This is a genomic window from Xanthobacter versatilis (assembly GCF_043193975.1).
GTDB lineage: Bacteria > Pseudomonadota > Alphaproteobacteria > Rhizobiales > Xanthobacteraceae > Xanthobacter > Xanthobacter autotrophicus_E.
Genome location: NZ_JBAFVB010000007.1, coordinates 95721 through 114890, shown reverse-complemented (window position 1 = coordinate 114890; position 19170 = coordinate 95721). Strand labels below are relative to the sequence as shown.

Below are 19170 nucleotides of genomic sequence, written 5' to 3'. Positions count from 1 at the left end.
TGAGGGGCGGGCCGTGCGCTGCGCCCCCGGCAAGCGGCATCGCCCCTCACCCACCTTTTCGTCCGCCCCTCCCGCACGGGACCGAGCAAGGACCCGTGGCGTCCCGCGTTCCCTATCCCATTCAGCCACCCGCATCATCGGGAGGGTCCCATGAACCTGTCCAAGTTCTTCATCGACCGTCCCATCTTCGCGGGCGTGCTGTCGGTCCTCATCTTCCTCGCCGGCCTCATTTCCATGCGGGCCATGCCCATTTCCGAATATCCGGAAGTGGTGCCGCCGCAGGTGGTGGTGCGCGCCACCTATGCCGGCGCCAACCCCAAGGTGATCGCCGAGACCGTCTCGACGCCGCTGGAAGAAGCCATCAACGGGGTCGAGGACATGCTCTACATGTCCAGCCAGGCCACCACCGACGGCCTGATGACGCTGACCGTCACCTTCAAGCTCGGCACCGATCCGGACAAGGCGCAGCAACTGGTGCAGAACCGCATCTCCCAGGCGGAACCCCGCCTGCCGGAAGAAGTGCGGCGCCTCGGCGTGACCACAGTGAAGTCTTCGCCAGACCTCACCATGGTGGTTCACCTCATCTCCCCCAACAATCGCTACGACACCACCTATCTGCGCAATTACGCGGTGCTGAACGTGAAGGATCGCCTCGCCCGCATCGAGGGCGTGGGGCAGGTTCAGCTGTTCGGCGCCGGCGATTATTCCATGCGCATCTGGCTCGACCCGCAGAAGGTGGCCGAGCACGGGCTTTCCGCCGCCGACGTGGTGCGCGAGATCCGCGCCCAGAACGTGCAGGCGGCGGCCGGCGTGGTGGGCGCTTCCCCCGGCGCTCCGGGGCTCGACCTGCAACTGTCCATCAACGCCCAGGGCCGCCTCGCCAACGTGGAGGAGTTCGGCAACATCGTGGTGAAGAGCGGCACCAACGGCGAGATCGTGCTGTTGAAGGATGTGGCGCGGGTGGAACTGGGCGCCTCCGATTATGCCCTGCGCTCGCTGCTGAACAACACCCAGGCGGTGGCCGTTCCCATCTTCCAGGCCCCCGGCTCCAACGCCATCCGCATCGCCGACGAGGTGCGCCGGGTGATGGAGGAGATCAAGGCCAACATGCCGGAAGGCGTGGATTATTCCATCGTCTACGACACCACCCAGTTCGTCCGCGCCTCCATCGACGCGGTGGTGCACACGCTTCTGGAAGCGGTGCTGCTGGTGGTGCTGGTGGTGATCGTGTTCCTCCAGACCTGGCGGGCCTCCATCATCCCGCTGCTGGCGGTGCCGGTGTCGATCGTCGGCACGTTCGCGGTGATGCACCTGTTCGGCTTTTCCATCAATGCCTTGACCCTGTTCGGACTGGTGCTCGCCATCGGCATCGTGGTGGATGACGCCATCGTGGTGGTGGAGAATGTGGAGCGCAACATCGAGGGCGGCCTCTCCCCGCGTGAGGCCACCTACAAGGCCATGCAGGAGGTGTCCGGACCGATCATCGCCATCGCCCTGGTATTGATCGCCGTGTTCGTGCCGCTGGCCTTCATCACCGGGCTAACCGGCCAGTTCTACAAGCAATTCGCCCTCACCATCGCCATCTCGACAGTGATCTCGGCGATCAATTCCCTCACCCTCTCCCCCGCCCTCTCGGCGCTGCTGCTGAAGGGGCATGATGCGCCGAAGGACCGCCTCACGCGCCTCATGGATTTTGCTTTCGGCTGGTTTTTCAAAGGCTTCAACAAGGCCTTCGTGAAGGGCTCCAACGCCTATGGCGGCGTGGTGAAGCGCACCATCGCCCACAAGGTGATCATGCTGGGGCTCTACCTTGTTCTGGTGGCCATGACGGCGGTGCTGTTCCGCGCCGTGCCGCCCGGCTTCGTGCCCGGACAGGACAAGCAGTATCTCGTTGGTTTCGCTCAACTTCCCGACGGCGCTACGCTGGACCGGACGGAAGAGGTGATCCGCCACATGAGCGACATCGCCCTCAAGCAGGAGGGCGTGAAGTCAGCCATCGCCTTCCCCGGCCTCTCCATCAACGGGTTCACGAACTCCTCCAACTCCGGCATTGTTTTTGTCGGTTTGGACGAGTTCGAGGCGCGCAAGTCCCCGGCCCTGTCCGGAAACGCCATCGCCTTGGCACTGAACCAGAAATTCGCATCCATCCCGGATGCGATGATCGCCATGTTCCCCCCACCCCCGGTCCAGGGGCTCGGCACCATCGGCGGGTTCAAGTTCCAGATCGAGGATCGCGCCGGCCGCGGCTACGAGGCGCTCGACGCGGCCACCAAGGCCTTCCTCGCCAAGGCCGCCACCGCGCCGGAGCTGGCCGGCCTGTTCTCCTCCTACCAGGTGAACGTGCCGCAGCTTTTCGCCGACATCGACCGGGTGAAGGCGCGCCAGCTGAACGTGGCGGTCACCGACGTGTTCGAGACCATGCAGATCTATCTGGGCTCGGCCTATGTGAACGACTTCAACACCTTCGGCCGCACCTACACGGTGCGGGTGCAGGCCGACGCCCCGTTCCGCGCCCGGCCCGAGGATGTGGGCACCCTGAAGGTGCGCTCGGCCAGCGGCGAGATGATCCCGCTCTCGGCGCTGCTCAAGGTGCGCTCGGCGGCGGGGCCGGAGCGGGCCATGCGCTACAACGGCTTCCTCTCGGCGGATGTGAACGGCGGCGCCGCCCCCGGCTTCTCCTCCGGCGAGGCTCAGGCGGCGGTGGAGCGCATCGCGGCCGAGACGCTGCCCAAGGGCTTCTCCTTCGAATGGACCGAGCTGACCTATCAGGACATCCTGGCCGGCAATTCGGCGGTGTGGGTGTTTCCGCTGGCCATCTTCCTCGTGTTCCTGGTGCTGGCGGCCCAGTATGAAAGCCTGGTGCTGCCGCTCGCCATCATCATGATCGTGCCCACGGGGCTGTTCGCGGCCATGACCGGGGTGTGGCTCGCCGGCGGGGACAACAACGTCTTCACCCAGATCGGCCTCGTGGTGCTGGTGGGACTGTCCGCCAAGAACGCCATCCTGATCGTGGAGTTCGCCCGCGAGCTGGAATTCGCCGGCCGCACCCCGGTTCAGGCGGCACTGGAGGCGAGCCGGCTCAGGCTGCGGCCGATCCTGATGACCTCGCTGGCCTTCATCATGGGCGTGGTGCCGCTGGTCACCTCCATCGGCGCCGGGGCGGAGATGCGCAATGCCATGGGCACGGCGGTGTTCGCCGGCATGATCGGCGTGACCGCCTTCGGCATCTTCCTGACGCCGGTGTTCTACGTGATGCTGCGGGCGCTTGCGGGCAACCGCCCCCTCACCCAGCACGGCCACGGCACGTTGGCGCCGGACGCGCATCACGGAGCACCCCAAGGTGCGGGCCACGGAACCGCGACTCCTCCGGCACTTCAGCCGGGGGAGTGAGCGGGCCGCTGGTCCGTTCCCGGAACGATGGCCCCTCGCAACGTCATGCCCGGCCTCGTGCCGGGCATCCACGCCCGGGGGGCCGGACGCGATGTTGGACGTATTGCGCCGGCGGAGCACCGTCATGGCCGGGACAAGCCCGGCCATGACGGTGGTGAAACTGGCAAGTCGGCCAAGCAATCCGAAGGGCATGTACCCCGGCGCGGACAGCCCCCCTCCCTCACCCCGAGTTGCGCAGGCCCGCCGAGATGCCGTTGATGGACAGCTGGATGCCGTGCAGCACCTTGTCGTCGCCGGAATTGGCGCGGTGCTGGCGCAACAGCTCGATCTGCAGATGGTTCAGCGGATCGAGATAGGGGAAGCGGTTGCGGATGGAGCGGTCGAGCAGCGGGTTGTCCTCGAGCAGCTTCTGCTGGCCCATGATGGCGAGGACGTACTTGATGGTACGCTCGTATTCGGCACGGATGCGGCCGAAGATCTGGGTGCGCAGCTCCACGTCCGGCACCAGTTCCGCATAGCGCGAGGCGATGGCGAGCGAGGACTTCGACAGCACCATGTCCATGTTGGAGAGCTGGGTGCGGAAGAAGGGCCATTCGCGATACATGGCCTGCAGGAACGACAGGCCATAGTCCGGCCGCCGCTCGGCGAAGGCTTCCACCGCCGAGCCGAAGCCGTACCAGGCCGGCAGCATCAGCCGGCACTGGGCCCAGGAGAACACCCACGGAATGGCCCGCAGCTTCTCGATGGAGCGCGTCTTCGCCCGCGAGGCCGGGCGCGAGCCGATGTTGAGTGTGGCGATCTCGCTGATGACGGTGGAGGACCAGAAATAATCCTCGAAGCCCTCGGTCTCGTAGACGAGGTTGCGGTAGGCGCCGAAGGCGGTATCCGAGATTTCCTCCATGGCGGTGAGGAATTCTGTGCGCGGGGCATTGAACTGGGGCTGGAGCAGGGAGGCTTCCAGCGTTGCCGAGACCAGGATCTCCAGGTTGCGCCGGCCCATGTCCGGGTTGGAATATTTGGAGGCGATGATCTCGCCCTGCTCGGTGATGCGGATCTGCCCGTTCACCGCCCCGCCCGGCTGGGCGAGGATGGCGTCATAGCTCGGCCCGCCGCCGCGGCCCACCGAGCCGCCACGGCCATGGAACAGGCGCAGGCGCACGTTGTGGGCGCGGAACACCTCGATGAGCCCGATCTCGGCCTTGTACAATTCCCAGCCGGAGGTGACGAAGCCGCCATCCTTGTTGCTGTCGGAATAGCCGAGCATCACTTCCTGCTCGTCGCCGCGGCTCGACACCAGCTTGCGATAGGCCGGGATGGACAGCACCCGGTCCATCACCTTGGCGCAGACCTGAAGGTCGCCGATGGTCTCGAACAGGGGGATGATGTTGAGCGCCGTGGTGCCGTCGGCGGTGACGAGGCCCACCTCCTTCAAGAGCAGCGCCACCTCCAGCAGGTCGGAGACGCCCTCGGCCTTGGAGATGATGCAGTTGGGGATGACCTCGCGCCCGAGCGCCCGATGCGCCTCGGCGGCCATGCGCAGGATGGCGAGTTCCGACTGGGTCTCGTCCTCGTAGGCGAGGAAGGGCGAGGCCAGCGGCCGGGCGGTGGCCAGTTCCTGCAGCAGGAGGGCGATGCGCGCCTCCTCGTCGAGGCCCACGTAATTGGTGCCGGGGGCCACCTTCTCGAACAGGTCCGCCACCACGCGCTCATGCACGTCGGAATTTTGCCTGAGGTCGATGCAGGCGAGGTGGAAGCCGAAGCAGTCCACCGCGCGCCGCAGCAGACGGAGCCGCCCGCGGGCCAGCACCTTCGATCCGTTGTCGCAGAGCGAAGCGTAGATGATGTCGAGGTCGGCCTTCAGCGCCGCCGCGTTCACGTAAGGCGCGAGGCTGCCGGCGTCCTCGGCTTCCGTGCCCTCCGGCGCCTCGCCCTTCAGGTGGCGGGCGGTGAGCCTGAGCCGCCCGAGCACATAGGCGAGCGCCAGGCGATAGGGCTCCTCGCGGTGCTCCTGGGAGCGGTCGGGGGAGCGGGCGGCCAGTTCCGCCAGCTCCGGCGAAACCTTGATGAGCCGCGCGCCGAGGGACAGTTCGGCGCCCAGCTCGGTCAGCTCCTGCTCATAATGGGCGAGGATGCGGTCGCGGTGGACGCGCACGGTCTCCTTCAGCACGTCGGCGGTGACGAAGGGATTGCCGTCGCGGTCGCCGCCGATCCAGCTGCCGATGCGCAGGAACGAAGGTAGCGCTACCTCGGAGCCGCCCTGCGAGACATGGTCCTCGATGGAGCAATAGAGGCGCGGCAGCTCGCTGAGGAAAGTGTAGTCGTAATAGGACAGGCCGTTGGCGACCTCGTCCAGCACGGTGAGCTTGATCCGGCGGAGCAGCGCGGTCTGCCACAGGGTCAGCACGGCGCGGCGCAGGGTTTCCTCGTCCTGCTCCTGCTCCGCCGGGGTCGGCACCACGCGCTCGCGGCGGTCCAGCAGGGCGGCGATTTCCATCTCCCGGTTGAGGGTGCTCTTGCGGCGCACCTCGGTGGGATGGGCGGTGAGCACCGGACTCATGTGCGCGCCGGAGAAGAACTCCGTGAGCTGCTGCGGCCCGATGCCCAGCGCCTCGGCGCGGGCGAGGGAATAGGCCAGGCTCCCGGCCCGCGGCGCCGAGCCGGCGATGGCATGGGCGCGGTTGCGGCGGATGTGGTGCTCGTCCTCGGCGATGTTGGCGAGGTGGGAGAAATAGCTGAAGGCGCGGATGATATCGACGGCGCGCTGGGAGGAGAGCTGCTCCAAAAGCGCGCCCAGCTCCTCGCGGGCCGTCTCGTCGTCGTCGCGGTGGAAGCGGATGGAGGTCTGGCGGATGCGCTCCACCAGCTCGAACACCTCCTCGCCCTCCTGCTCGCGCACCGTATCGCCGAGGATGCGCCCCAGCAGGCGAATATCCTCGCGCAGGGGCCGATCCTTCACTTCCTCGTCGCCCGGCGCCTCAATGGACCAAACCGCACTCGTCATCTGGCAACCCTTCCCCCGGAGCGGATCGCAGCCGCTTTTCGACGTTAGTCTTACGGAATTTGTGCAGGAGCGAAAGAGCAACGCGACGGCACAACACTGTTGCTTCTGCACGCTTGAGAGGCAGGCCCGGGTGCTGCCCTTGCGCCAGCGCGGCCGCTCCGGCATGGCTGGCCCGCGGCTCCCGCGCTTGCGCGCCATGGCACGGCGGCGGTACAGCCGGGGACCGGCCGGCGGCATGGCCCTGCGATACCGCCTGACGGATCGCGCGCCCGCGATTCGCGCGGGCGGCGCAGGTGACCCCTCCTCCCACGCCAGACAGCCCCGATGCCACTGACCCCCGACGCGCTCCTCGACCTGCTTGCCGCAAACGGCATCGCCGCCACCACCCATGCCCATCCGCCGGTGCACACGGTGGCCGAATCCCAGGCCCTGCGCGGCGACATTCCCGGCGCCCACACCAAGAACCTGTTCCTGCGCGACGGGAAGAAGACCTATTTCCTGGTGGCCATCGCCGAGGACACGCCGGTGAACCTCAAGGCGCTGAAGGGGCCGCTGGGGGCCAAGGGCTCGCTGTCCTTCGGCTCGGCGGAGGCGCTCTACGAGCTTCTGGGCGTGCTGCCGGGATCGGTGACCCTGCTCGCCGCCGCCAATGATGCGGCCGGCCTCGTGACCATCGCCATCGACGCCGCGCTGCTGAAGGCGGAGGCGGTGTGCTGCCACCCCCTCACCAACGAGCGCACCACCTCGCTCACCCCGCAGGCCCTCGACGCCTTCTTCCGCCTCACCGGCCATGAGCCGCTGGTGATCGAGATCCCGCCGGCGCTCGAGGCGTAAGGCTCCTCAGCCGGCACAGGCCTTCATTGCGGTTTCGTCGGAGCCGGCCTGGGCCAGGAGGCTGCGCAGATCCACGTCCCGGATCAGCGGCACGAAGTTTCCGCCCGGCTTCAGCCGCAGGTAGGTGCTGAGCAGCAGCGGGCCCGCGGGCAGCGCACCCCGGACGCAGCCCTCCGCGGACACGGCGAGGGAGCCGTGGAGGCGGCGCCCCTTGGCCAGCTCGTCGGACTTGAGCGCCAGCATCTCGCTGCGGGCGGCCTCAAGCTTGCGGCGCCCCTCGTCGGTCAGCCGGAACACGGTGATGCGCTGCCCCTCGCGCTCCTCCTCCTTCAGGGCGGCGAGCGCCCTCGGGTCGGCCTCCACCTCCAGCGACGCCTGGACGGTGGTCTTGCGACCCTCCTCGCCCTGGCGCCAATAGGACATGCTCACGAATGCGCCGCCGGGCACCGGCGCGATCTCCTTCGGCGCCCGCACGGCGGCGCGCAGCACCGAGAGATCCGCCGTATCAAGATCGAGGCTCGCCAGCTGCGGCAGGCTGCTGACGGGAACATGCGAGCAGGCGCCGACGGACAGGGCCAGCGACAGCAGGAGCAGGGAGCGGCGGACAAAGGCACGGCCGAGACGCATGTCATTTCTCATTAGCGATTGCATTATTATTGCTTTACGATAAATTTTGATTGCGTCAAGAAAAGGCTCCCCATGTCTTCCACGCCTCTCGACCCCCGCCTTCGTCGCCTCGTGCGGCTTGGCCGCACGCTCTCCCTGGTCACCCTCGTGGTGCTGTTGCTGCTGGTGGCATCGGGCCTCGGCATCTGGCTGCGCCCGGCCCTCGTGGAGCAGATGGTGGTGCCGCGCCTCGGCCTCGCCGGGCACCGGGTCTCGCTTGACGGCGCGAGCCTGTGCGCCGGCCTCGTCATCTCCGCGGTGCCGCTCGGCATCCTGGCCTATGGATTGCTGCAGGTCCGCCAGATCTTCCGCGACTTCGGACGCGGCGAACTCATCTCGCAGATGCTGGCGCACCGCCTCGAACGCTTCGGAGCGGCGGTTGCCGTTCAGGGACTGATCAGCCCGTTCGTCGGCGCTGCGCTGAGCGTCGCGCTCACCCTGGGCAATCCCCCTGGCGAACGCGCCCTCGCCGTGTCGCTGTCGAGCCACGACGTGGTGGCGGTGATCGTCGGGCTGTTGATCATCGGCGTCGGCGCGGTCATGCGCGAGGCGGCGCGAATCGCCGAAGAAAATGCAAGCTTCGTCTAGAGCACGATCCGATCAGATTCGTCACGCGAACCGGTATCCACCCCGCTCGAAAACGCTCTGATGCGAAGGGCTATGGGAGCAACATGCCCATCATCGTCAATCTCGACGTGATGCTGGCGCGCCGCAAGATGCGATCGCGCGAGCTTGCCGAGCGCATCGGCATCACCGAACAGAACGTCTCGCTGCTGAAGTCGGGCAAGGTGAAGGGCGTGCGCTTCGACACGCTGGCGCGCATCTGCGAGATCCTCGGCTGCCAGCCGGGGGACATCCTGGAATATGTGCCGGGGCCGGAAGAGGAGGCGGACTAGCGCCGTCCCGCTGTCCCCTCACCGCACGATGGAATCATAGGCCTTCTGGGCTGCGAGCACGGCATCCATGTTGGCCTCGGCCCAGTGGGCGAGCGCTGCGACGGTGTCGGTGAGGGTGCGGCCGAGGCCGGTGAGGGCGTATTCCACCGTCACCGGCACGGTGGGGAACACCTGCCGCGAGATGAGGCCGTCCCGCTCCAGCTTCTTCAAGGTCTGCGACAGCACCTTCTGCGAGATGCCGGCAATGTCGCGCCGCAGATGGTTGAACCGCACCGGGCCATCCCGCAGCCGGTCGAGGATCAGCAGCGCCCATTTGTCCGCCAGCCGGTCCAGAACCATGCGGGTGGGGCAGCGATCCTGATAGACATCATAGAGCTGATCCATGGTCCCTCCCACCCGGTGGCCGGTTTCCCGGCGGTGACCATGTGAGCTTCAGGTGCTCTCTTCCGGGCCGCCGGCAAGGCTTGTATGTATCTCCCCGACACATGGTTTCCAATAGAAACCTATCCGGCAGCATTTCGGGAGCAGGACATGAGCGACGCGATTCTGGTGATCGGGGCCACGGGCAATGTGGGCCGCCCTCTGGTTGAGGCGCTCAAGGCGCGGGGCGCCCGGGTCAGGGCCGCCTCGCGCTCCGGCAAGGCGGTGGACGGGGCCGAGGGAGTCGCCTTCGATATCGCCGATCCTGCTACCTTCGGCCCGGCCCTTGCCGGGGTAAAGAGCGCCTTCGTGATGCTGCCCACCGGCTCCATGGACCCCAAGGGCCAGCTTCTGCCGCTGATCGCGGCCGCTGCCGCCCGCAAGGTGAAGGTGGTGTTCCAGAGCGTGCTTGGCGCCGATGCGGATGAAGCCATCCCCTACCGGCAGGTGGAGCGGTCGCTAGAGGCGTCAGGCACGCCCTATGTGATCCTGCGGCCCAACTGGTTCGCGGACAATTTCCACACCTTCTGGAAGCCAAGCCTCGACCACGGCGTCATAGCCGTGCCGGCGGGCGCGGGCAAGTCCAGCTTCATCGACACCCGCGACATCGCCGAGAGCGCCGCGGCGGCGCTGACCTCCGACCGTTTCGACGGCCGCGCCTTCAACCTCACCGGCCCCGAGGCGCTGGGCTATGGGGACGCGGCGGCGATCCTCGCCACGGTCATCGGCAGGCCGGTCGCCTACACCCCCATCGACGACGACACCTTCGTCGGCATCCTCACCGGCGCCGGCGTGCCGCAGGACTATGCCCGCTTCCTCGCCTCCATCTTCGTGCCGGTGCGCGAGGGCTGGACCGCCGCCGTCACCACGGACGTGGAGACCTTGACCGGCCACGCTCCGAGGTCGCTGGAGACCTATGCGAAAGACAATGCCGACCGCCTGAAATAGGCGCCGGAAGCGCCGCCCGAGCCGTCACAGCTCCATGCGGTACCTGACGAAATCGTCGGCCTCGACAAAGCGGTCGTAGAGCGCGCGCGCCGGGTTATCCCGGCGGGTGTGCCAATAGAGGCGCGACCAGCCCCGCGCCTTGCCGAGGCTGACGAGATCGGCGATCAGGCTGCGGCCGATGCCGAGGCCACGGCAGGCGGGGTCCACGAACAGGTCTTCCAGATAGCAGACCGGGGCCACCACCCAGGTGCCCTCATGCAGGACGCTGATTGAAAATCCCGCCAGCCCCCCGCCGCGCCGGGCCACGCGGCCCAGCAGGGGAGAGGCGGGATCGAGCATGCGCTGCCACGTACGGTCGGTGACCTGCGGGGCGACGCTCGCCTCATAGAAGGCGTTGTAGCCCGCCCAGAGCCGGCGCCACTCGGCCTCGTCCGCCGGCCGGGCATCCTCGATCAGCACGGCCTCGCTCATGGTCCGCGTCCCGGCGACGGAACAGGCCTCAGTTGCCGCCGTCGAGCAGGCGGCGGGCAATCACCTGCGCCTGGATCTCGGCCGCGCCCTCGAAGATGTTGAGGATGCGCGCGTCGCACAGGATGCGCGACACCGGATATTCCAGCGCGAAGCCGTTGCCGCCGTGGATCTGCAGCGCATTGTCCGCCGCCGCCCAGGCGACGCGGGCGCCCAAGAGCTTGGCCATGCCGGCCTCAAGGTCGGTGCGGCGCCCCTCGTCCTTGGCGCGGGCGGCGAAGTAGGTGATCTGGCGGGCGATCATGGTCTCCACCGCCATCATCACGATCTTATCGGCGACGCGGGGGAAGTGAATGAGGGCCTTGCCGAACTGGATGCGCTCCTCGGCATACTTCAGGCCCACCTCCATGGCCGCCTGGGCCACGCCCACGGCGCGGGCGGCGGTCTGGATGCGGGCGCTCTCGAAGGTGGTCATGAGCTGCTTGAAGCCCTGCCCCTCCTCGCCGCCCAGCAGGTTGGCCGCCGGCACGGTGAAACCGTCGAAGCCGATCTCGTATTCCTTCATGCCGCGATAGCCGAGCACCTCGATCTCGCCGCCGGTCATGCCCTCGGCGGGGAACGGATTCTCATCCGAGCCGCGCGGCTTCTCGGCCAGCAGGATGGACAGGCCCTTGTAGCCCGGCTCGGCCGGATTGGTGCGCACCAGCAGCGTCATCACGTCGGCGCGGACGGGATGGGTGATCCAGGTCTTGTTGCCGGACACCTTGTAGACATCTCCCTCCTTCACCGCGCGGGTGCGGAGCGAAGCCAGGTCCGAGCCGGTGTTGGGCTCGGTGAACACCGCCGTGGGCAGGATCTCGCCGGCCGCGAGCTTGGGCAGGTAATGGGCCTTCTGGTCGTCGGTGCCGCCGGCGAGGATCAATTCCGCCGCGATTTCCGAGCGGGTACCCAGCGAGCCGACGCCGATATAGCCGCGCGACAGCTCCTCGGTGACCACGCACATGGCCTCCTTGGGCAGGCCGAGGCCCCCGAATTCCTCGGGAATCGTGAGGCCGAACACGCCCATCTCGGAGAGGTGGGTGATGATCTCCAGCGGGATATAGTCGTTCTTCAGGTGCCATTCGTGGGCGTGGGGAGCCACCTCCGCCTCCACGAAGCGGTGCATCTCGGTGCGCATGGCCTCGGTGGTCTCGTCGAGGCCGGCTTCGCCGATGGTGCCGGTGGGGTGGGCGCCGCGGATGATGTCCGCCAGCGCCGCGCGGCTCGCCGCCGTATTGCCCTTGGCGGCGAGGGTCGCGATGGCCGGGTCGGTGCGCAGGGCGGCCTCGGTGTCGTCCGAGACGTAGAGGTCGCCGAGGCGGACGATCTCGCCCTGGCTCATGGGAATGCCGCCGAGAATCTGGGCGACGTATTCGCCAAGGCCGATCTGCACGATCAGCTTTTCGGTGGCGCCGAACTTGCCCATCTCGGTGAGGCGATCGGCATAATGCACCAGCTCGCGCACCGAGAAGACATAAGTTGCGAGCCACGCAAGGCCATGGGTCGAGCGCTGCTCGCGCTCCAGCAGCGCCGGGGAGATGCGGCCACCCTCGGTCACCTGCGCCTTGACCAGGGAGGTGGCTTCCGCCAGCAGGGCTTCCAGCCGCGCCGTGGCCGTGCGGCCGAGCGCGACGGCATCCAGGGTGTCGGTGGCGACGGTCTGAAGGGCGGCGCTGGCGCTCATGAAGGCTTTCTCCCGGATTGTGCGTTGCAGAATTGGCTTATCCTTGCCTTGGAACCGGCCCAAAGCAACGCCTGATTACGGCGGCCGCGTGCGCCGCCACAGGCGACGCGGTGCCGGCGACTTAGAGAGGAATTCGCAGGACCGGTCGATCCGACCTTCTTCCCATGCGCTGTGCTGCGTGCGTGGCTTATTTTCCACTGGAAAATAAATTGTTTCCAGCCAGAAGAATCATGACTGCGGATCTTGCTACCGCTCCGCCTCGACCTCGTCGAAGCGGGCGGCGAGATCGTCCAGGTTCTCGCGCACATGGTTGCAGGCGGAGACCGCCGCAAACAGCGCGGTGAGCGTGTCGGCGCCCGCCGTCTCCAGCACACCCTCGCCGTTGAGGCGCTCGGCCTCGGCCTCCAGCGCCGCCACCGCCGCCCGCGCAGCCTGCGCCTTCTGCTCCAGGCCTTCCACCTTCTGGCCATCCAGGCGATCTGCGAGGGCGAGCATATGGCCGTTCAGCCCGGCCACCGCGGCATCGAGGCTCGGGGCGACGCGAGTGGCGACCTCCGTGTCCATGGGCCGGTCGGCGCCGCGCAGCAGGATGATCACCGAGTGCCAAAGCCGGCGGCAACACCGCACCACCGGCGCCGGATCCACCTGCCCGGTCCATCCACCCACCTGCTCGCGCAGCGCCTCGGCGATGCGCGCATCGGCAGCGCGCAGGGCCTGGCGCGCGCCGGAATTCAGCCGGTCGAGGGCGCTGGGGTCGAGGCCACGGCCCAGCAGACCATCGCGGCCCAGCTCCAGCAGCCCGGCATTGAGGCGCAGGGCCTTGGCGCAGAACGGAAACAGCCGCAGCAGCGCGCGCTCGGGCAGGATCAGGATGGACGAGGCCATGCCCACCACCCCGCCCACCGCGATCTCGAACACCCGGTGCAGGCCGGAAAGCCACGGCTCCAGATGGCTGGGGTCCGCCAGCAGCACGATCACCACCGTCACCGGCGCCAGCTTGAAGCTGGCGGAGCGGGCCGACAAGGTGGCGGTGAAGAACACGGCGATGCCCAGCGCCACATAGGTCAGCGTCGCCGAATTGCCCGCCAGCATGGCCGCCGCCACGCCCACCACGCCACCCACCACCGTGCCCAGCGCCCGGTCGATGGCGACCGTCAGGCTCGCACCGATGGTGGCCTGCACTACCAGTACCGCGGTGAGCACCGCCCAATAGCCGTTGGGCAGGGCAAGGCCGGTGGCCAGCCCGTAGGCCACGAGCCCGGCGACGGCCGCCCGCAGCCCGAGCTTGAAATGGCTGGGGCCCAAGAGGCTGGAGAGACGCTCCATGAGGCTGGAGAGACGCTCCATGAGGCTGGGCAAGGCGGGTCCCGGCTCGGGGCTCGGCATGGTCCTATCCGCAAACGCTCGGGCGCGGCAGCGCAGGTGCCGCCTGACCCCGTTCCTATCCCATGGCCCCAGCCTCCGCCAGCCGGCGCGGCGGGCGGGAGGCGCACGGCAGGTGTGCCTGCGCGCGCTTGCCAATCACCGAGGAAAGCCCGATGTGGGAGGAAACGGGAGTCCCCATGCTGCGGCGCATCATCCATATTCCGCTGGATGCGTTCTGGACCTTCGCCGCCGACGACGGCTGGGCGATCGCCAGCCATATCGCCCTCTCGGCGCTGATGTCGCTGTTCCCGTTCCTGATCTTCGTGACCGCGCTGGCTGGCTTCCTCAACCTCCAGCCTTTGGCCAACGAGACCATCCAGCTGATCCTGGAGACCTGGCCCCAGCAGGTGGCTGGCCCCATCTCCCGCGAGATCTACAATGTGGTGAACCAGGTGCGCACCGACGTGCTCACCTATGGCGTGGTGCTCGCCATCTACTTCTCCTCCAACGGCATCGAGAGCCTGCGCATCGGCCTCAACCGCGCCTATGGGGTGAAGGAGATGCGCTCCTGGTACTGGCTCAGGCTGGAATCCATCGGCTACGTGCTGCTCGCCGCCGTCTCCATGCTCGCCCTGTCGTTCCTGGTGGTGCTGGGGCCGCTGCTGTGGCAGGCGGCGGTGGCGCAGGTGCCGGCGCTGGCCCCCTTCTCGGGGGCCATCACCCTGATCCGCTTCGGCGCCACCGCCATCATCCTGGTGGTGTCGCTGGTGGTCGCCCATCTGTGGCTGCCGGCGGGGCGGCGCTCGCTCGCCGAGGTGGCGCCGGGGATCTTGGTGACATTGGTGCTGTGGCTGGTGGCGGCCACCGCCTTCGGCTTCTACCTCGCCGAATTTCCCGCCAATTACGTCAGCACCTATGCCGGCCTCGCCTCGGTGATGATCGCCCTCGTGTTCCTCTATCTGACCGCGTCCATCTTCGTGTTCGGCGGCGAGCTCAACGCCGCCATCAAGCGCGGCTTCGCCGCCACCCCCGCCGAGGCGGAAGCTGGCGTGACCCCGGTGGAAGCCAAGCGGTGAGGGAGCTTTTGCCCGAACTGCGGCCGGACGGGCGCCAGTCGGAGACGGCGCGGGCGGTGCAGCGCGGCGTGCTGCGGCATCTGGCGCTGGCAGGTCTGGCGGGTATTCCGGAATTCGCGCTGGTGTCGGGCCGCCGGGCGGACATTCTGGCGCTGGGGCCGAAGGGCGAGATCACCATCATCGAGATCAAGTCGTCGGTGACGGATTTCCGCACCGACGCCAAGTGGCCGGAGTATCGCGCCTTCTGCGACCGGCTCATGTTCGCCGTGCCGCTGGATTTCCCCGTGGAGATCCTGCCGCAGGAGACCGGGCTGCTGGTGGCGGACGCCTTCGGGGCGGAATGCCTGCGGGAACCGCCGGTGCATCCCCTGCCGCCGGCCACCCGCAAGGCCCTGACCCTGCGCTTCGCCCGCGCCGCGGCCACGCGGCTGGCCGTGCTCTACGACCCGGACCTGCTCCGGGGCTGATGTAGGGCGGCGGAGGGCATCTCGCGGCCTGAGGGAGCGCAGCGCTCCTCGCTCTCCACCCCCTCGCTCTCCGCCCTCTCCCGCACCAGTCAGCCCCCTCGCCCGCGTGCGGGGAGGGTTGGGGAGGGGGCAGAGCGCCGGGGCATGAACACCAGCGCCGGTTTAGCGGAGGGGTCGTCCCAGCCCCCACCCTGCCCTAACGCGGCGCGCGCTTGGCCAGGATGCGCTGGAGGGTGCGGCGGTGCATGGAGAGGCGGCGGGCGGTCTCGGAGACGTTGCGGCCGCACAATTCGTAGACGCGCTGGATATGCTCCCACCGCACCCGGTCGGCGGACATGGGATTTTCCGGCGGAATCGGCTTGTGGTCGGCGTTTGCGAGCAGCGCGGCCACCACGTCGTCGGCATCGGCGGGCTTGGCCAGATAGTCCACCGCCCCGAGCTTCACCGCCGTCACGGCGGTGGCGATGTTGCCGTAGCCGGTGAGCACGATGGCCCGCGCGCCGGGCCGGTGCCGCTTGAGCGCCGAGATCACGTCGAGCCCGGTGCCGTCGCCGAGGCGCATGTCCACCACCGCATAGGCGGGAGCCGAGGCCTCCACGCGGGCGAGGCCGTCGGCCACCGTCTCCGCCGTGGCAACCTCGAAGCCGCGCGCTTCCATGGCCCGCGCGAGGCGCTGCAGGAAGGAACGGTCGTCGTCCACGATCAGAACCGACCGGTCTTCCCCTACGTCGGGCGGCGTCGTCTCATTCATAACGTCTTCCTCAAATCCAGTTCCGGCAGGGCCGGTTACGAACAGAACTGGCTGCGGCTTTCTACGCCGCCTGCCCGGTAGATTAATCTGATCCGCGTCCCTTTGTCGCGTATTCATCCGTCTCTATGGCCAGCGCCTTGCGCGGCCAATGCATGCGGATGACGGCGCCGGTCTCGGGCGGGAAGCGGTTCTGGAAGCTCAGGGTCGCCCCGGTCCGCTCCAGCAGGGTCTTGGCAATGAAGAAGCCGAGACCGAGCCCGCTTTCGCCGTCCTCTTCCAAGCGGTCGCGGGCGCGGGATGTCACGTAGGGCTGGCCGATGCGCCCGCTCACCTCCGGCGAAAAGCCCGGCCCGTCGTCCGCCACCACGATGTCGAGGCCGGCGAAACTCCACTGGGCGCTGATATCCACCCGCGTGGCGGCGAAATCCACCGCATTCTCCACCAGGTTGCCCAGGCCGTAGAGCAGGCCGGGATTGCGGGCGATCACCGGGGCGTCCGGATCGTCCTTGACCTGGACGTTGATGGCGATGCCGAAATTGCGGTGTGGTTCCACCACCTCCTCCAGCAGATGCGCAAGCGGCATGCGGTCGAACGGCGCGTCGCCCGAGCTCAAGGAGGTGAGCTTCTGCAGGATGTCGCGGCAGCGGTTGGCCTGATCGCGCAGCAGCGCCACGTCCTCCGCGAGGGGATCATTCGCGGTCATGGCGCGCTGCATCTCCTTCACCACCAGGGCGATGGTGGACAGCGGCGTGCCCAGTTCGTGGGCGGCGGCGGCGGCAAGGCCGTCGATGGCGGACAGGTGCTGCTCGCGCGCCAGCACCAGCTCGGTGGCGGCGAGCGCGTCGGCCAGCTCCCGCGCCTCCTCGGCCACTCGCCAGGCGTGCAGGCCGATGAAGCCCACCGCCACCGACAGGGACACCCAGATGCCGGCGAGATAAAGGTCCGGCAGCACCGGCAGGTTGCCGCCCGCCCACGGCAGCGGCCGCGCCCACAGGCCCACCGTCCCGGCGCAGGTTACCGCGAGCACCCCCAGGAGCACCGTGGTGCTCCACGACAGGGCGGTGGAGGAGATCATGACCGGAGCGAGGTACAACAGTACGAACGGGTTCTTCAGTCCGCCCGTCAGATAGAGCAAAGCGGTGAGCTGGAGCACGTCGTAGGCCAGCAGGGGCCCTGCGGCGGCATCCCCGAGCCGGCGGGCCACCGGATATTTCACCCGCAGCAGCACGTTCACCAGTGCCGACAGGCCCACGACGGCGAGGCACGGGGTCAGCGGCAGCGGAAAGCCGAGCCCGAGGTTCACCACCACAAGGGCCAGGATCTGTCCGGACACCGCCAGCCAGCGCAGGCGAATCAGCGTGTCGAGGCGCAGCCCGAAGGAGCGGCCGTGGGGCGGCGTGACGAAGGCGGTGCTCATGAGAGAGCGCCTTTCCGATCAGCGGCTTGAAGGCAGTCCGCGCAGCATGGAACCCGCCCGCCCGCCAAAGTGACGTTAGGGAATAGTGGCCCAGATACCATAAGCTTGCGCGAAGCGGACTCTATGTCTTTTGTCGGCATTGACCAAACCTGCAAGTGCGCTCACGTTTTGGGGAAGGCGCCACCCGTAACGGAGCGCACTAATCGTGAGGAGCGCAGATGGCAATCGGTGAGTTCGCGAGCGCGCTGCGTTTACCCCGCCAGGGTGACGTCGGCCTGTCGACCCCGCTCTACTGGATGTATGAGATGGGTTACGCTGCGCTCAACCCGTCGCGGGCGGTGGCGGATGCCAGCCGGGCGGTCCTCAACAACCCCATCAATCCGGTTTCCCACACCACCCTCGGCAAGTCCATGGCTGCCGCCTGCGAGCTGTTCGAGCGCACCACGCGGCGCTATGGCAAGCCGGACTGGGGCATCACCCACACCACCGTGGGCGGGCAGAAGGTGCCGGTGCATATCAACACCGTGTGGCAGCGTCCGTTCTGCAACCTGCTGCATTTCGAGCGCGCGTTCGAATATCCGCCGCGCGGGCCGCAGCCGCGCCTGCTCATCGTGGCCCCGGTGTCCGGCCACCACGCCACCCTGCTGCGCGGCACGGTGGAAGCCATGCTGCCCACCCACGATGTCTATGTGACCGACTGGGTCGATGCCAAGCTCGTGCCCCTCACCGAGGGCCGCTTCAGCCTGTCGGATTATGTCGACTACCTCATCTCCATCTTCCATCGCATGGGCGGCGACTGCCATGTGATGGCGGTGTGCCAGCCGGCGGTGCCGGTGATGATGGCGGTGGCGCGCATGGAGGCGGAGGAAGACCCCTTCGTGCCCAAGTCCATGATTCTCATGGGCGGCCCCATCGACACCCGCGAGGCGCCGACGGCGGTGAACGCCCTGGCCAAGGATCGCGGCATCGACTGGTTCAAGCGCCACGTGCTCACCACCGTGCCGTGGCCCCATGCCGGTGCCATGCGGGAGGTCTATCCCGGCTTCCTGCAGCTCAACGGCTTCATGTCCATGAATCTGGACCGCCACCTGCAGGCCCATTGGGACCTGTTCCACCATCTGGTGCAGGGCGACGGCGATTCGGCCGAGAAGCACCGTGACTTCTACGACGAATACCTGGCGGTGATGGACCTGACGGCCGAGTTCTATATTGAAACGGTTGAGAACGTGTTCATCACCCACGCCCTTCCCAAGGGTGAGATCCTGCACCATTCCCAGCCGGTGAAGCCCGACGCCATCCACCGCGTCGCGCTGATGACGGTGGAGGGCGAGAAGGACGACATTTCGGGCATCGGCCAGACCAAGGCGGCGCACAAGATCTGCCCGCGCATTCCCGAGGACAAGCGCGCCCACTACGAGCAGCCGGGCGTCGGCCATTACGGCGTGTTCAACGGCTCGCGCTTCCGCTCGGAGATCGCCCCGCGCATCGCCGACTTCATCCTGTCCCAGGAACTGCCCCGCGGTGCCACCGACCATGTGACCAGCGCACGGCCGGCGCCCGAGGCGGTTGAGGACGGCCCGGACATGTTTGCCCTCAACAAGAATGTGACCGCCTTTTATCCCCGGGTTGCTCCGACTTAGCACTGGCAGGGAGAGCCATTTGAGGGGAAGATGCGGTGGTAACGTCGCCACGGTTGCCGCCATGCTGTTTCGCCGTCAGGACCCAAAGCCGCCCGCGCAGCGGGCGGC

At 67.8% G+C, this 19170-nt stretch carries 16 protein-coding genes; 8 read left to right on the top strand and 8 right to left on the bottom strand.

What is annotated here, in order from left to right; translation table 11 throughout:
* Nucleotides 1-150 precede the first annotated feature (150 nt).
* Nucleotides 151-3390, top strand: coding sequence for an efflux RND transporter permease subunit (locus V5F66_RS14960; protein WP_394094148.1), 3240 nt, complete (start codon nucleotides 151-153; stop codon nucleotides 3388-3390).
* A 220-nt stretch (nucleotides 3391-3610) separates the two neighbouring features.
* Here the strand turns inward: V5F66_RS14960 and ppc are convergent, their stop codons facing one another.
* A complete protein-coding gene (gene ppc / locus V5F66_RS14955) occupies nucleotides 3611-6391 on the bottom strand; it encodes a phosphoenolpyruvate carboxylase (RefSeq protein WP_394094147.1) in 2781 nt (926 codons plus the stop codon).
* Between the two features lie 324 nt (nucleotides 6392-6715).
* On the opposite strand from ppc, the gene V5F66_RS14950 reads away from it, so the two are divergent.
* Nucleotides 6716-7225 carry a prolyl-tRNA synthetase associated domain-containing protein gene (locus tag V5F66_RS14950; protein WP_394094146.1) on the top strand — a complete coding sequence of 170 codons (510 nt, stop codon included), beginning with the start codon at nucleotides 6716-6718 and terminating at the stop codon, nucleotides 7223-7225.
* A gap of 6 nt (nucleotides 7226-7231) precedes the next feature.
* Here V5F66_RS14950 and V5F66_RS14945 read toward each other — a convergent pair whose 3' ends face one another.
* A complete protein-coding gene (locus V5F66_RS14945) occupies nucleotides 7232-7852 on the bottom strand; it encodes a hypothetical protein (protein WP_393999715.1) in 621 nt (206 codons plus the stop codon).
* 72 nt (nucleotides 7853-7924) lie between these two features.
* On the opposite strand from V5F66_RS14945, the gene V5F66_RS14940 reads away from it, so the two are divergent.
* Nucleotides 7925-8479: a DUF2975 domain-containing protein gene (locus V5F66_RS14940; protein WP_393999716.1), complete on the top strand. Its 555-nt coding sequence runs from the start codon at nucleotides 7925-7927 to the stop codon at nucleotides 8477-8479.
* Between the two features lie 83 nt (nucleotides 8480-8562).
* Nucleotides 8563-8787: a helix-turn-helix domain-containing protein gene (locus tag V5F66_RS14935; RefSeq protein WP_011995972.1), complete on the top strand. Its 225-nt coding sequence runs from the start codon at nucleotides 8563-8565 to the stop codon at nucleotides 8785-8787.
* A gap of 18 nt (nucleotides 8788-8805) precedes the next feature.
* On the opposite strand, the gene V5F66_RS14930 is transcribed toward V5F66_RS14935, so the two are convergent.
* Nucleotides 8806-9171, bottom strand: a complete 366-nt coding sequence (locus tag V5F66_RS14930; RefSeq protein WP_394052780.1) for a winged helix-turn-helix transcriptional regulator — start codon at nucleotides 9169-9171, stop codon at nucleotides 8806-8808.
* 147 nt (nucleotides 9172-9318) lie between these two features.
* Between V5F66_RS14930 and V5F66_RS14925 the strand changes: the two genes are divergently transcribed.
* Nucleotides 9319-10155 carry an SDR family oxidoreductase gene (locus V5F66_RS14925; protein WP_394094145.1) on the top strand — a complete coding sequence of 279 codons (837 nt, stop codon included), beginning with the start codon at nucleotides 9319-9321 and terminating at the stop codon, nucleotides 10153-10155.
* A gap of 24 nt (nucleotides 10156-10179) precedes the next feature.
* Here V5F66_RS14925 and V5F66_RS14920 read toward each other — a convergent pair whose 3' ends face one another.
* The 3 genes from V5F66_RS14920 to V5F66_RS14910 all read right to left on the bottom strand — a co-directional run bounded on the left by V5F66_RS14920 (nucleotide 10180) and on the right by V5F66_RS14910 (nucleotide 13732).
* On the bottom strand, nucleotides 10180-10626 hold the full coding sequence (locus V5F66_RS14920) for a GNAT family N-acetyltransferase (RefSeq protein WP_394008318.1): 447 nt from the start codon (nucleotides 10624-10626) through the stop codon (nucleotides 10180-10182).
* Nucleotides 10627-10654: 28 nt separating this feature from the next.
* Entirely contained in the window at nucleotides 10655-12346 is a 1692-nt protein-coding gene (locus V5F66_RS14915) for an acyl-CoA dehydrogenase family protein (RefSeq protein WP_394094144.1), read from the bottom strand.
* 246 nt (nucleotides 12347-12592) lie between these two features.
* Nucleotides 12593-13732, bottom strand: a complete 1140-nt coding sequence (locus V5F66_RS14910; protein ID WP_394094143.1) for an FUSC family protein — start codon at nucleotides 13730-13732, stop codon at nucleotides 12593-12595.
* 176 nt (nucleotides 13733-13908) lie between these two features.
* Here V5F66_RS14910 and V5F66_RS14905 point away from each other — a divergent pair, with 176 nt between their 5' ends.
* A complete protein-coding gene (locus V5F66_RS14905) occupies nucleotides 13909-14787 on the top strand; it encodes a YihY/virulence factor BrkB family protein (protein WP_394094142.1) in 879 nt (292 codons plus the stop codon).
* Complete coding sequence (locus tag V5F66_RS14900) at nucleotides 14784-15254, top strand: MmcB family DNA repair protein (RefSeq protein WP_041575044.1); 471 nt, start codon at nucleotides 14784-14786, stop codon at nucleotides 15252-15254. The genes V5F66_RS14905 and V5F66_RS14900 overlap by 4 nt, the downstream gene beginning before the upstream one ends.
* A gap of 196 nt (nucleotides 15255-15450) precedes the next feature.
* Here the strand turns inward: V5F66_RS14900 and V5F66_RS14895 are convergent, their stop codons facing one another.
* Both V5F66_RS14895 and V5F66_RS14890 read right to left on the bottom strand, forming a co-directional pair.
* Nucleotides 15451-16005 carry an ActR/PrrA/RegA family redox response regulator transcription factor gene (locus V5F66_RS14895; protein WP_011995964.1) on the bottom strand — a complete coding sequence of 185 codons (555 nt, stop codon included), beginning with the start codon at nucleotides 16003-16005 and terminating at the stop codon, nucleotides 15451-15453.
* An 82-nt stretch (nucleotides 16006-16087) separates the two neighbouring features.
* A complete protein-coding gene (locus V5F66_RS14890) occupies nucleotides 16088-17422 on the bottom strand; it encodes an ActS/PrrB/RegB family redox-sensitive histidine kinase (RefSeq protein ID WP_011995963.1) in 1335 nt (444 codons plus the stop codon).
* A gap of 218 nt (nucleotides 17423-17640) precedes the next feature.
* Between V5F66_RS14890 and V5F66_RS14885 the strand changes: the two genes are divergently transcribed.
* Entirely contained in the window at nucleotides 17641-19062 is a 1422-nt protein-coding gene (locus tag V5F66_RS14885) for a polyhydroxyalkanoate depolymerase (protein ID WP_393999722.1), read from the top strand.
* Nucleotides 19063-19170: the final 108 nt, after the last annotated feature.